Genomic DNA, 13458 nt, shown 5'->3' on the forward strand with positions numbered 1-13458 from the left:
CTGATCATATTCAAGTCATTAAAATTAAACTGATCATAAGGATTAGGGTAGACAAGTGAAAAAAATCTGGCTGCTGGGTTTGACACTAGTGAGCTTTGGCATACCGCTATTATTTAAGTTGCATTCTTCTATATCGGTAGTCCCAACCGTTCCATCCTCACCACCAAAAACCATCCGCTACGAGCAGCGTACCCTACCGCAAAGTATAGTTCATATCCTGTCAATTCCCACTGATAGCCGATTTGTCGTTACCCCTGCAATATCGCCCAAAGTAGCGACTGTCCAACAATTTGCCCAGCAGTATCAAGCAAAGGCAATCTTGAATGCAGGCTTTTTCGATCCAGTTAACCAAAAATCTACATCATATATAGTTATTTCTGGTCGTGAAGTAGCCAACCCCAAAGATAATGAACGGTTGGTGAACAATCCCAACTTAAAACCCTACCTCAGTAAAATTTTCAATCGCGCAGAATTTCGCCGCTATCAATGCGGAGATACAGTCACTTACGATATTGTCTTGCACAATGAATCACCTTTAGCTGGGTGTCAGTTAGTCGATGCTGTAGGTGGTGGGCCAGGACTCTTACCAGAAATTACTTCTGAACCAGAAGGCTTTGTAGATAAAAGCAATGGACGAGATGCAATTGGTACTAATCAACCCAGTTCTAGAAGCGCTGTAGGGATTACTGAGGATGGCAATATTGTGTTAGTTATGGTAGCTCAAAAGCCAAACGTCCGTCTGGCTAAATCTGGGATGACTTTACCAGAATTGGCAGATTTCATGAAAAACTTTGGTGTGAAAAAAGCCATGAACCTAGATGGCGGAAGTTCGTCTTCACTTTATTACAATGGCAAAACTGTTTACGGGAAGCTAAATATTGTGAGAAAGCCTATTCAGCGACCTGTAAAGTCAGTTTTATTGGTTCAGGAGAATTAAGTAAATCGGTGGGAATAAATCAAACTATGTTCAGCAACATAATAAAATTGAACTTCAATCCTTATTTGAGGGCTAATACTAAATCAAATAATGTTTGCGACACATCAATATTCTAGAGGTCAAGGCAGTGCCTTGACCCTACAATCTGTCACATTCTTTTTTCAAATTGCTATAAAGTCCTGAAGCAAAATAAAAAATTTTACTTATAAATAGTGCGAATATTATAATTTAAATTAATATTATAAGCAGATTCTGATATCTTCTATGCTGATTAAGTTATGAATGGTAAATTATTGCTAGACATTTAAGGGTTTGAGCCTAGCTTCTCCTGAAGGATGCTCGCATTCACTCATGTAAGGATGAAAATGCTTTTTCTTGAATACCTAGTTAAGCTTATTAGTATTGAGAAAAACAATATTTCTCTAACTAATTGGCGAGAATAAAAACACTTGTAACTGAAGAGGGCGAACGATGGGACTCGAACCCACGGATGGTGGTACCACAAACCACTGCCTTAACCACTTGGCTACGCTCGCCATTAACTATCTGAGTATAGCACTCTTTTTACTATTTAGTCCAGAAAATTTTTATTTTCGGAACGGACTCAGTTAATTTCCAGTCTGATGACTCACACAAATCATAGCTGAAGACAACATGAAGCCGATTACGATTATTACATATTTAGCTGCTGCCGCACTAGCAGCCTTGGGCATAGCAATGTCTAGCACCAATCCTAACCAGACGCAATATGAAGACTATGCATCAGAGAGGTTGTCACAATATTTAAAAACGGATGTTTGTAAGAAAACACAAGGAATATTGCAAAATTTAATCAATTTCAATTGCGAAAAAACGGTAGATTCATTTAACCCTCAAATGCGGGGAATTATTGCGGGAACTACACAAAGGCAAGATTTTCTGCTTTTTAGCATTTACCGTACAAATTTAAAACTAAATTCGGTTATCCCTTCTTACAGTTTTGAGACAGTGGGAGCGTTTAATAGCTTTTACACCTACTCTGCACAACAGCAATGAGGAGAGTCAAAAGTCGTCGGAGAGACGCGATTCATCGCGTCTGTACAAAAGCCAAAAGAAGCAGCGATTTAGCGGCTTCCGGTTGGGGATATTGTTTTATGTCCGTCCTCAATAGGGAATAAGTAGGTATTAGTTGGGAATACTGCATAATGTAGACCCAGGCAAAGCTCTACTTTGTAATGAAACTCTGTCCTAATATTGGCTGTTTGTATGCTTATAATTCTGACACAGCAAGGTTTTGTATCAAATGTGGTAAACCACTATTGCTTAAAGACCGCTATCACTTGCTGCAATTGATTGGACGTGGTGGTTTTGGCATCACCTTTTTAGCTGTAGACGAACATCTTCCAGAAAAACCCAAGTACGTTATTAAACAATTTTGTTTTCCAGAAAACAGCGGGAAAGGCTTTGATAAGGCTGTGGAATTATTTCGCCAGGAAGCAGTACGCCTGAGTGAGTTGCAGCATCCCCAAATCCCCCAATTGTTGGATTATTTTGAACATGAAAATCAACTTTACTTGGTGGAAGAATGGATTGCAGGACAAACGTTAGCACAGGAATTGCAACAGCAAGGGGTTTTTAGCGAAACCCAAATTTGGGAACTGCTGAAAGACTTGTTACCAGTGTTGCAATTCATTCATGTCCGACAAGTGATCCACCGTGATATTAAGCCAGAAAATATTATGCGTAGAGCATCGCTGGCAGGTAAAGGGAAGGATTTAGTTTTAATTGACTTTGGAGTCGCCAAACAGATTACAGCCACAGCTTTGCTCTATACAGGTACTACGGTAGGAAGCCCAGGTTATATGGCTCCTGAACAAATGCGGGGTAAAGCATTACCAGCTAGCGACCTTTACAGCTTAGGCGTGAGTTGTATTTACTTATTAACGGGAATTTCTCCCTTTGATTTATTTGATGACACAAGCGATCGCTGGATATGGCGCGATTATGCACCTAATAAAGGTAAAATCAATACTCGTCTGGGTAATATTCTCGATAAACTGCTGCAAAATGCCCTTCCCCAACGCTATAAAACTGCTGCTGAAGCGCTGCAAGCGCTAAATTCGGCTATAAAACTTGAGTCTTCCCAACCTGTACTGAAAAAGCCAGCTTCTAGCTTAAATTCTGAGGTAGGAGTTGATTACAGTCAATTAAGCGACTTATTAGCAGCAAAACAATGGCAATCTGCCGATAAACTAACTTGGGCGTTGATGTGTGAAGCACTCAACAAGCCGAGTGGTAGTTATCTGTTTACTAGTGATATTGAGAATTTGCCTTGTGAAGATTTACAAATAATTGACGAATTGTGGGTGAAGTACAGCCAAGGGCTTTTTGGGTTCAGCGTTCAGAAGCAAATTTACGAAAGCGTTGATGGTGACTATGGTCAGTTTTGCGCTGCTATTGGCTGGAATCTACCCCGCGCTACTTCTCCGATTCAGCAATTAACGTTTCGCTTGTCAGCACCACCAGGACATCTCCCCTCTCACATTTGGGCTGGCGGTACTCAAGTAGGGCGACAGATTAGTGCTTTAGTTGAAAAATTGGCACAATGTTACTGTTACTTCGTTCATTTTAACTCTGTAAAAGGGAATTAAGACTTACGCAACTTGTAATCTTGGCAATTCAAATGATTTTTGACTCTTGACTATTTATTAAGATAGTTAAGATAACTACTCAAATTTTTACCTTTGCCCATGCCATCTGCGTATCTGTTGGTATCTCACGGAAGTCGTGATCCGCGTCCAGAAATTGCTATGCAGCAGTTGGCGGGGTTGATGCGTGACAAGCTACGAAGCAGCTACAACCAAGAACCTCTGTTAGATATAGGTTACTTAGAACTCAGCCTGGAACCTTTGCATGAGCAGATTAAAAAATTTGGTGAAAAGGCTTTGGTGGCTGGTTGCGATCGCATCAATATATTACCTATATTTCTGTTGCCGGGAGTTCATGTCATGAAAGATATTCCCGATGAAATTGCTTTGGCTCAACAGGCTTTGGGTCAACATATCAAGATTGAGCTAAAACCATATTTAGGTAGTAACCCCAACTTACAAACTTTACTCGCTAAACAAATAGCTGAAAAAAAGACAGCTGCATGGATTTTATTAGCGCATGGAAGTCGCCGTCCTAATTCTTTAGAGCCTGTGGAAGCAATGGCGCAAAATTTGGCAGCAATTACAGCTTATTGGGCTGTAGCTCCTAGTTTAGAATCGCGGGTGAAAGATTTGATTGCTGTGAGCAAGTGGGAGATTGCGATTTTGCCATATTTTTTATTCGCTGGTGGCATAACTGATGCGATCGCGCAATCAATAGAAACGCTAAAATTACAGTTTCCTCTGGTAAATTTTCACTTGGCCCAACCCCTAGGAGCCAGTACAGAATTAGCCGAGCTAATTGGGGATTTAATAGATAGATGAACCGCACAGCAATACAACAGGAGAGCAAGTTTTTGGGCAAGGTTTATTTAGTAGGTGCGGGGCCAGGAGATCCTGGACTGATGACACTCAAAGGCAAGGGTTTACTAGAATGTGCCGATGTTGTCATCTATGATGCTTTGGTAAGTCCAGCAATTTTGGAGATGATTAACCCCCAAGCAGAAAAAATTAATGCAGGTAAGCGGATGGGGAGACATTCTTTGTTGCAAGAAGTTACCACCCAACTGCTAATTGAAAAAGCACAAGATAATGCGATTGTGGTGCGGCTGAAAGGGGGCGATCCGTTTATTTTCGGTCGTGGCGGCGAAGAAATGGCGGAATTGGTAGGCGCTGGGATTGATGTGGAAGTTGTGCCAGGAATTACATCGGGTATTGCGGCTCCAGCCTATGCAGGTATTCCGTTAACGCATCGCTTGTATAGTTCTTCAGTAACCTTTGTTACTGGACATGAGTCAGCAGGTAAGTATCGACCCGCAGTCAATTGGAGTGCGATCGCTCACGGTTCGGAAACTATAGTAATTTATATGGGGATTCACAATCTGCCCTATATTATTGAACAGTTGACTGGGGCTGGTTTGAGTTTAGATATACCAATCGCCTTAGTGCGTTGGGGTACGCGACCAGAGCAGGAAGAATTAATTGGTACAATTGCCACAATAATTGAGCAAGTCGAAAAAACTGGATTTGAAGCACCTGCGATCGCAGTTATTGGCTCTGTGGTGAATTTGCACGATATTCTCTCCGGTTGTCGTCCACTTTGATAGTTGGTAGGGTAGAATCTTGCTGACAATTTAGCGTTGATTTGTCACTTATTAAAGAAGCCAGAAGAATTGGGGGATTCTCCCCCAAACCCCCGATTGGGTGACGGTTGCGTCCCCCAAACCCCCTCCAAAATTATTGTTCTGTTTTTTTGTTTAGTAACTAGTACAAGTCGGCGTAAATAGCGCAAAGTTGGCGGTGTCGGTTTCCGTCCCGCCAAACTTTGTAAGAGAAACAGACCATCTGTAATTGCTAAAAGGCTTGTGGTATAAGTATTCTTTCTTTTGACTTTTGACTTTTGACTTTTGACTTTTGACTTTTGACTTTTGACTTTTGCCTTTTGCCTTTTGCCTTGTTGTACTAGTTTTTTAGTTTTGTTATCAATATAATTTTCTTAACTGAACTGTATTTACTTAGAATGACTCCTGCTCTGGATTCAACACAACAATGATTTGCGATATATGTATTCCTAAAGGTTTCCAGTGAGGGTTGCTAGCAGAAAGAGTTTGATCGCCTAATACTGCTTGGTAATCGTTTGGGTATTTCTCGTAAGCATTGGAAGCAGTATCTACGCGGAAGAAAATTTTGCCTTGATAGCGAGATAATCGGCTAGTTTCTAAGAAAATCGCGCCACCATAATCCCAACCTAACCCGGAGAGTTTGAAGTCGCCTAGTTTTTTGCGTAACTCACTTAAAGGAGTACCAGTACCTAAACCTTCGGGTGTTTTCCAAGCAGAACCGAGATCGCGTACATCTAGGGGTTTGGTACGAATTTTATCACTCCACACTACCAGAAATGAGCGCTCTTTACCGAGGTTTACTTGAGTAGCAGCAAAACTACCAATCCCTTCCGGGCCAGATATAGTTTTATCAATTAAACGTGATGCACCATACAATTTGACTAAATCTTGTTTGGTGGTTTTACGCGTTACAAAACCCACCCTTTCCCCAGGAATAATTAAATTGTCTGCGGCTTTTTTGGCTTGAGCAACGGTAACTGACTGATGGCTTGTCTGGGGTACTGCAAATACTGGGTTGAGTGAATAGCTGAGTACTAAAGCTAAAGTCGTTGTAGCGATACGTGTGATGGAGGATTTCATAGATTCTACGCTGGAAGCTGAGAAATAAACAGACGCGATCGCTCGCGCCTGTGCTGAAGTTAGGAGTGTTCAATGAACATAGTTTCGCTTCATTGCTTTTTTGTTCTACAAGTTCTCAGCTGTTAATTCCAGATTTGTCATTGGTCATTTGTCATTTGTCATTTGTCATTTGTCATTTGTCATTTGTCATTTGTCATTTGTCATTTGTCATTTGTCATTTGTCATTTGTCATTTGTCATTTGTCATTTGGTAATTGGTAATTGGTAATTGGTATTCTCCCCCAGTCCCCAGTCCCCAGTCCCCAATCCCTAATCCCCAGTCCCCAATCCCTAATCCCCAATCCCCAATCCCCATTACCCCTTATCCCCAGAGGGGGCCCCGAGTTCCCCAGTCCCCAGTCCCCATCACCCTAGTCGCGTTAAAAATCGCCAGCAGTGCGACACCAACATCGGCGAAAACGGCTTCCCACATTGTTGCTATTCCAAAAATACCTAAGCCAATAAATATGCTTTTGATTCCTAGGGCGAAAATGATATTTTGCCAGACGATGCTGCGGGTTTTTCGGGAAATTTGAATCGCTTCGGCGACTTTTGCGGGACTATCCGTCATAATCACAATATCAGCAGTTTCTATCGCCGCATCTGAGCCTAAGCCACCCATTGCAATACCAACATCGGCTCTCGCAATTACTGGCGCGTCATTGATGCCATCACCAACAAAGGCGACTGTATGATGTTTGGGGGTGGTGCTAAGTAACTTTTCAAGGGCGCTGACTTTTTCTTCTGGTAATAACTCGGCTTCGTAGGAATCTATACCCAGTTGTTGAGCAATTTGGGAAGCGATCGCTTGATTATCTCCTGTCAACATCACGGTTTTGCGGACACCGATGCGTTTGAGTGCTTGAATAGCTTCTTTTGCGTCGGATTTCAATTCGTCTGCGATCGCAATATACCCTGCATATATATGATTAACCGCTAGATGAATGACTGTGCCTTCAGTATTGCAAACATCATGAGCAATATTCTCGCGATGTAAGAGGCGATCGCTTCCTGCTAGCACTAACTGATTCTCTACTTTGGCGCTAATTCCATAACCAGCGATTTCTTGATAATCTTCCACACTCGATGCATCGATTTTTCCCTGATACGCCTCCCGAATCGATTGGGCGATGGGATGGTTGGAATGTGATTCTATTTTGGCAGCTAATTCTAGCAATTCTTGCTGATTTCTACCGTTTTGGGTAATAATATCTACTACTTTAAATACTCCTTGAGTTAACGTCCCAGTTTTATCAAATACAACTGTATCAACTGTTGTCAAAGTATCTAAAAAAGTCGAGCCTTTCACCAAAATTCCACGTTTAGCAGCGCCACCTATACCCCCAAAGTAGCCTAGAGGAATACTAATCACTAATCCACAAGGGCAGGAAATTACTAATAAGATTAAACCGCGATAAACCCATTCAGCAGATGTGGCACCATTTAAAAACAAAGGTGGCAATAATGCCACTGCTAAGGAAGTGAAAACTACTACTGGGGTATAGTATCTCGCAAACTTAGTAATAAACTTCTCAGTTGCTGCTTTTTTGCTTCTAGCATTTTGTACTAAGTTTAAAATCTTAGCAATAGAAGACTCATCAAATAACTTGGTAACTTTAATTGTCAGGACACCCATTTTATTGAGCATTCCCGCCAAAACTGTTTCACCAATCCTTACCGTTCGCGGTACAGATTCGCCAGTTAAAGCAGAGGTATCAACCTGGGAATTACCATCGATAATCTCACCATCTAAGGGAATCTTTTCTCCTGGCTTGACTACAATAATTTCACCGATATTTACTGTCTCTGGCGATACTTTCTGGAGTTCACCACCTATTTGCACATTGGCATAATCTGGACGTATTTCTAATAAAGCTTTAATCGAATTACGGGAACGGTTAACGGCAATGTCTTGAAACAACTCACCAATTTTATAAAACAACATTACCCCCACCGCTTCGGGTAACTTATGAATGGCGATCGCTCCCAATGTTGCTACCGTCATCAAAAATGTTTCATCAAATACCCTACCGCGAATTATATTCCTACCTGCCGTTTTGAGTACACTCCAGCCACTTAATAAATACGCAGGAATGAAAAGTAGATATTCACCTATAGAGTAGAATGTATTGTGTAATTGACCTTCAAAAATTACACCAGGTATATACAAACCTAAAATCAAAACTAACGGAAATATCTCATTTTTGAGATTAAATTCTCCACCATGATCGTGATGATGGTCATGGTTATGATTCTCATCATGTTCGTGAGTATGATTATGATGATGATTCTCATGAGTATCATGTCCGCAATTACAGCAATGGTCAGATTCTGAATGTATTTCCCGCTTCATTTCGCTGCCAATTAGTAATTTATTAGATATATGAGCTATCGTTCAAATGTAATAAAAAAAATGAGTTTTTACAAGTTACTAATTTAAGAATGAGAATCTATATCAATCTATGTAGTAGTTGCAAAATTATTGATTAAGGTAGGGAATAAGAAAGATGAAACTATAAATGTACTTTTGCTTTCAAAAATTAAATATGAATGCTACAGAGAAATCCGATTTGATTTATGAAAAAATCTCAGTAACGCATTACAAGCGCTGATGCGTTACGCTATCGATAACGCATCCTACATGAACTAATACTAATGTGAAAAAAGAATGCGACGGATTGTAGGGGCAAGGCAGTGCCCATACGTGTCAACTTAAGCTTAAAGCTATATAGGGCTGGCGTTGTACAAAAACTTTCGCCCTCATCCCCTAACCCCTTCTCCTGGGCAGGGCCGTTTCATTCGTAAGGATATGTATTTTGTCAATATGATTGGCGATAAATATTAGGACAAAAGTCATAAATTATTGACCATTTTGATGCCTAATATTCAATGCCAAGCTTATTTTTCATCTCCTGAACCCTTGCATTTTCAGGGCTTTTAGGGAATGAAACAGCCCTGCTTCTCCTGGGGGAGAAGGGGAATTAAATCTCTTGCTCCCCTCTCCCGCCGGGAGAGGGGTTGGGGGTGAGGGCGAAAACCTAGCTACAAAGCGGGTTTCACGTTAAGTTGACACCAATGGGCACTGCCATGCCCTCTATAATAAATATATTGATGTGTCGCAAACATTATTTGTATTGGTATTTTTTTGAAAATAGTTTTGTATAAAAATTCTGGTTGATAAAAAAACCCTACAATTCAGCTTGTAGGGTAGGCAAGGACTTTAGTCCTTAATTTAAAGCTCTAATTTCCCCAGAAAAACTAGGAAACTGATGTTAAAGAATTACCCCGTAGTCCTAATCCTACTAACAACCCCGCAATCACGAAAGCTGTCATATAGGCTAGACTAATAAACCGCACTGATAACGGTGGTGCAACTCCTTCCACGTCTATGTCTTTTTGCACTGTAAACGGTGTAAATTGGCGCGAAGCATTGGGTTTGGGAGCAACTTGTACCTCTAATTTATGAGGTGCGCCATCAAAAAATCCTTGTTCCCAAGCAAATTTTCCTGTGGTATCGGGAACAGCTTGGTAAGCAAAATTAACCCAACCATCTTCCAGCATGGTTGTTTTGATATTTAGGATTACGTCTTGAACAGGCTGATTGGTTTTTTCGTCAATGACTTGTACCTGTAAAGCCGCAGGTTTACCTACTGTGGCGCTAGTATCGCCTAATAATTGTGCTTGTAAACCCTGTTGCCGAGCAATCCCAGCACTATCAGTTTCAACTACGCTTTTTGATGCATGATGATCGTGATGATGTGCGTGTGTTGAACTCTCTGACTGGGCAACTTCTGCACTAATGTTAACGAATAATAGAGCTGCGATCGCAACTACAATTGCACCACTCAATAATAATCGCACGCGCTCAGGGGCAATTTCGGTAGGTGTGACAGCTTGGGAACCGCCAATTACCCAACCGCCAGCTAACCCAACTATCAACAACACTACAGCCAGAATCGCAAAATTGCGGTATTTTACCCAATTCTCTTTTACTGATAAAGTCAGAGTTTGTGCAATTGGGTTAAAAGCGTTGGCTACCACAGGGGTAACATTTACCTTGAATTGGTAATTTCCGCGAATTGGTAGTATTTCTTGTAATTCCAACTGCCCTTGAGGAGCTATTGTTTCTATATCAAGCAGCTTGGTTCCCTCAACTATCGGGAAATCTGTTGTGAACCAAGGGTTATGGGGTGGCGTAACAATTTCCAGATGAAATTTAGCATTCTCTAAAGCTTTACCTTTAGCATCTACTGCTTGCAATGCTAATTTAACTGGAGATTGGGATGTACTGGCTTCGGCTTCAAACGGTATAATTTGGTTGTCTGGCGCGGGGCTAATTAGTCTGACAGTAGGTTGGGGTGACTGAGAGAAGCCCACAAAACTATAAAAAACTACACTCATCATACAAATAATACTGATGAGTGTATAAAGCTTAAATTTTGACATTCTAAGTGCGAATAATCAATTATGAATTAACTTGAAGATTCCAAAACAGTTGCTAAGTGTTTTAGTGACAAGGAACCAGCAAAGTATGGTGACGGGGACTGTGTACGCGATCGTGAATTGCTGGATAGGTTGTAAAATAAACAGTCCACAGCGTCAACGCGCACAAGGAAACATAAAGTGTTGCTTGTACAGGCTTGGATAAAGTCAAGCTAGCTGTCTTTTGCAACACTGAAGAATGAGTCTGAGTTTTCATCATATACCTCGCATAAATCTAGAACAAATGCATCGGTAGATATTTTGGCTGGGCTTGCTTTAGCAACTGCTTTGTTAGTGAACTTCAAAATTCATACCTTATTTTTCCCATTACCTTTAGTGCTTGTTATCCACTAAAACCGATGTTTGCGTAATTTACACAATATCCTAGTTTTTCCTCGCCTGTCACTTTGTATATTTCTGTGAAAGCATCGACTTGAAAAGCAAAAATGCTTATCTTTATTTATTGGCAATACATTTTAGGACTAACGCCCTTCTCATATTTTTCTCACAAAGTCATCAATTCTCAACAAACTCAGCACTCTTGTACCCATTCCCAAAACTTGTCGGTTAAGGGGAAAAAGGGGAATGGGAAAAGGGAAAGAAAAAACCTTTAACCCTTAACCTTTCACCTTTTCCCCAAAACCAATTTTGATTTCAAAACGCTTAATCCAGTAGTATTCTCCCCAATCCCCAAACAATACGCGAATCTACGCATTGCCTTTTTGTAATTTTTGTGGGATTCTCCTTTACATATCTATTTAATACAGTAACTTGATAGAATTAGTGTAGTTTATTTGCAGCCTAGAAGAGGAGAATCTAAATGAGACTCATATCCAGTCTGGAAAATTTGGGGAAAGTACAGATTTTTGGCTATAAGTGTTTCCTCTGTGTTGCATTCTGGTTCAAAAACCCAATGAATATGGGGGGATTGAGCTAATGTCTGCAAATAAAATCAGAAAATCCGCACCAATTCACAGTAGAATTTCCGTACCTGCTCAGTATCAAAGACAGCCTGTTATTTCGCGGTTAGTATCTCGTTATGGTATAACAGTAAACATCGTAGCTGCATCATTAGTATCTGGTAGTGAAAGCGATGGCTGGTTTGATTTAGAATTTTTGGGAAATCCTGAGCAAATCACTAATAGCCTGTCTTACCTCCAAGAATTGGGAGTGGGTTTAGTAGAACTAGCAATTGCAAATCATATTCAATTTCACCAACAATCTCAAGCGTTCCCAAAAGCTGTTAACAAGCTAACGCGCAAAGAATTAGAAACATTTAAAAATCAGTGGGCGACAGAATGCCAAAAATGGCTTTCTCATGGACAAACTAATAGACTACACATACAATTGTGTATTTTAAAAAGCTATTACAAAAAACCGATAATTTCTCAACTAGTGTCTCGGTTTGGATTAACAGTTAATATCACTAGTGCTTTTCTCAATCCCTCTGTGGAAGATGACGGATGGTTTGACTTGGATTTGTGGGGGGAAACAAAACAAATCCATTCTAGCCTGCGTTATTTAAAAAAACTGGGACTACCAATTTGGCCTGATTGGTCTGGTACAGTGCAGAATAAAACTTTAGAACCAATAGTTTTTTAATTTACTAATTTAGTATCCCATGACCACATTCCATCAAATTCAAGTTAAAACAACACCCAGATTTCCTTCGGTTCCATCTTTCTCTGAAAAAAGTCAGATTACTAAAGTTCGTGTGTGCATATATATTCCTAATTCCTATCTGGAAGAACCTGTAATTTCTCGCTTAATTTCTCATCATGGTTTAGTTGTGAACATCATTAGCGCCTTTCTGGGAAGCACAACAGGAGGGGAAGGACGCTTTGATTTAGAAATTCGCGGAACCTTGTCACAAATTTCTAGCGGTTTAAATTACCTCGAATCTCTAAATCTAAAAATTGTCGGTAAGCCTAATGTAGATGGGGATAGTTGGAGTTATTGATGTTAGGGATTGGGGACTGGGGAACTCGGGGCCCCTCTGGGGATAAGGGGTAATGGGGATTGGGGGACAAGATGAAATATTCCTATGACCAATTATCCATTACCCATTACCAAATACCTAAATTTCATAATACCAAATGTCTTCTTGCTTTAATATGATACGATGTAAAGACAGGCGATTAATTAATCCTTCTTGCTCAAATTGCCCTAAAACGCGTGTGATGGTGACACGCGTTGAACCTAATATTTCTGCAAGGTCTTCGTGAGTAAGACGCATATCAATTAAACGTCCCTTGTCAACTTCCGAGCCGAATCTTTTAGATAACCATGCTAATAATTTAATCAGCATCGTATCTACTTTTTTATAGCTACGAATCACCATCAACTCTTCCGCTTGTTGAATGTGAGCTAATAAAATATCTGTAGGTTGGTGCCATTCTTCTAACAGTAAAATTTTTGCTTCTACTTTAGTGAGACACTCCATTTGATAGGGGTCTAACTTAGATAAACTTTTCCCTACTATATCCCCTGGCCCCCACAATCCTAAAGCAACTGTAGTACCATCTTCTAAATAGGTAAACGTGCGAACAAAGCCTGTTTCAATTTTCCACAAAACCCCTGGATGTTCTGGTAAAAATGACCTGCGAGTAAAAATCTGCTTAGTGTTTTTACTTGGTTGAGTAGTAACAATTTGTGAGAGAGCCATTAGTAAA

The 13458-nt window shown here is 40.4% G+C and carries 13 protein-coding genes and 1 tRNA gene; 7 read left to right on the forward strand and 7 right to left on the reverse strand.

The genetic code is table 11. From position 1 onward, the window contains the following. Positions 1-55: 55 nt before the first annotated feature. The gene (locus HGR01_RS17520) at positions 56-937 is read left to right on the forward strand and encodes a phosphodiester glycosidase family protein (protein ID WP_045869734.1); all 882 of its coding nucleotides are present in this window, start codon (positions 56-58) and stop codon (positions 935-937) included. Between the two features lie 463 nt (positions 938-1400). Here HGR01_RS17520 and HGR01_RS17525 read toward each other — a convergent pair. Next, positions 1401-1473: transfer RNA gene (locus HGR01_RS17525), tRNA-His, on the reverse strand. A 118-nt stretch (positions 1474-1591) separates the two neighbouring features. Between HGR01_RS17525 and HGR01_RS17530 the strand changes: the two genes are divergently transcribed. The 4 genes from HGR01_RS17530 (at position 1592) to cobA (ending at position 5168) form a co-directional block, all read left to right on the forward strand. Further along, entirely contained in the window at positions 1592-1972 is a 381-nt protein-coding gene (locus HGR01_RS17530; RefSeq protein WP_045869733.1) for a DUF4359 domain-containing protein, read from the forward strand. A 179-nt stretch (positions 1973-2151) separates the two neighbouring features. Next, a complete protein-coding gene (locus HGR01_RS17535) occupies positions 2152-3567 on the forward strand; it encodes a serine/threonine-protein kinase (protein ID WP_052335145.1) in 1416 nt (471 codons plus the stop codon). A gap of 99 nt (positions 3568-3666) precedes the next feature. After that, complete coding sequence (locus tag HGR01_RS17540; protein ID WP_045869732.1) at positions 3667-4389, forward strand: sirohydrochlorin chelatase; 723 nt, start codon at positions 3667-3669, stop codon at positions 4387-4389. Then, positions 4386-5168, forward strand: a complete 783-nt coding sequence (cobA, locus tag HGR01_RS17545) for a uroporphyrinogen-III C-methyltransferase (RefSeq protein ID WP_045869731.1) — start codon at positions 4386-4388, stop codon at positions 5166-5168. Before HGR01_RS17540 ends, cobA begins: the two co-directional genes overlap by 4 nt. Before the next feature lie 411 nt (positions 5169-5579). On the opposite strand, the gene HGR01_RS17550 is transcribed toward cobA, so the two are convergent. The 5 genes from HGR01_RS17550 to HGR01_RS17570 all read right to left on the reverse strand — a co-directional run bounded on the left by HGR01_RS17550 (position 5580) and on the right by HGR01_RS17570 (position 11006). Then, positions 5580-6266, reverse strand: coding sequence for a hypothetical protein (locus tag HGR01_RS17550; protein ID WP_045869730.1), 687 nt, complete (start codon positions 6264-6266; stop codon positions 5580-5582). A 228-nt stretch (positions 6267-6494) separates the two neighbouring features. Continuing rightward, positions 6495-6620 carry a hypothetical protein gene (locus HGR01_RS17555; protein ID WP_255325182.1) on the reverse strand — a complete coding sequence of 42 codons (126 nt, stop codon included), beginning with the start codon at positions 6618-6620 and terminating at the stop codon, positions 6495-6497. Positions 6621-6626: 6 nt separating this feature from the next. Beyond that, the gene (locus tag HGR01_RS17560; protein WP_045869729.1) at positions 6627-8657 is read right to left on the reverse strand and encodes a heavy metal translocating P-type ATPase; all 2031 of its coding nucleotides are present in this window, start codon (positions 8655-8657) and stop codon (positions 6627-6629) included. A 905-nt stretch (positions 8658-9562) separates the two neighbouring features. After that, complete coding sequence (locus HGR01_RS17565; protein WP_228045722.1) at positions 9563-10708, reverse strand: hypothetical protein; 1146 nt, start codon at positions 10706-10708, stop codon at positions 9563-9565. Between the two features lie 103 nt (positions 10709-10811). Then, positions 10812-11006 (reverse strand): CbtB-domain containing protein, encoded by a 195-nt coding sequence (locus HGR01_RS17570; protein WP_228045723.1) that lies wholly within the window; start codon positions 11004-11006, stop codon positions 10812-10814. 716 nt (positions 11007-11722) lie between these two features. Here HGR01_RS17570 and HGR01_RS17575 point away from each other — a divergent pair. Together HGR01_RS17575 and HGR01_RS17580 are read left to right on the forward strand one after the other, a co-directional pair. Further along, the gene (locus HGR01_RS17575; protein WP_045870096.1) at positions 11723-12388 is read left to right on the forward strand and encodes an NIL domain-containing protein; all 666 of its coding nucleotides are present in this window, start codon (positions 11723-11725) and stop codon (positions 12386-12388) included. Between the two features lie 19 nt (positions 12389-12407). After that, complete coding sequence (locus HGR01_RS17580) at positions 12408-12746, forward strand: NIL domain-containing protein (RefSeq protein WP_045869727.1); 339 nt, start codon at positions 12408-12410, stop codon at positions 12744-12746. Between the two features lie 117 nt (positions 12747-12863). Here HGR01_RS17580 and HGR01_RS17585 read toward each other — a convergent pair whose 3' ends face one another. Next, entirely contained in the window at positions 12864-13451 is a 588-nt protein-coding gene (locus HGR01_RS17585; RefSeq protein WP_045869726.1) for a Crp/Fnr family transcriptional regulator, read from the reverse strand. Positions 13452-13458 lie beyond the last annotated feature (7 nt).

The sequence above is a fragment of the Tolypothrix sp. PCC 7712 genome (assembly GCF_025860405.1).
GTDB classification, from domain to species: Bacteria; Cyanobacteriota; Cyanobacteriia; order Cyanobacteriales; family Nostocaceae; genus Aulosira; species Aulosira diplosiphon.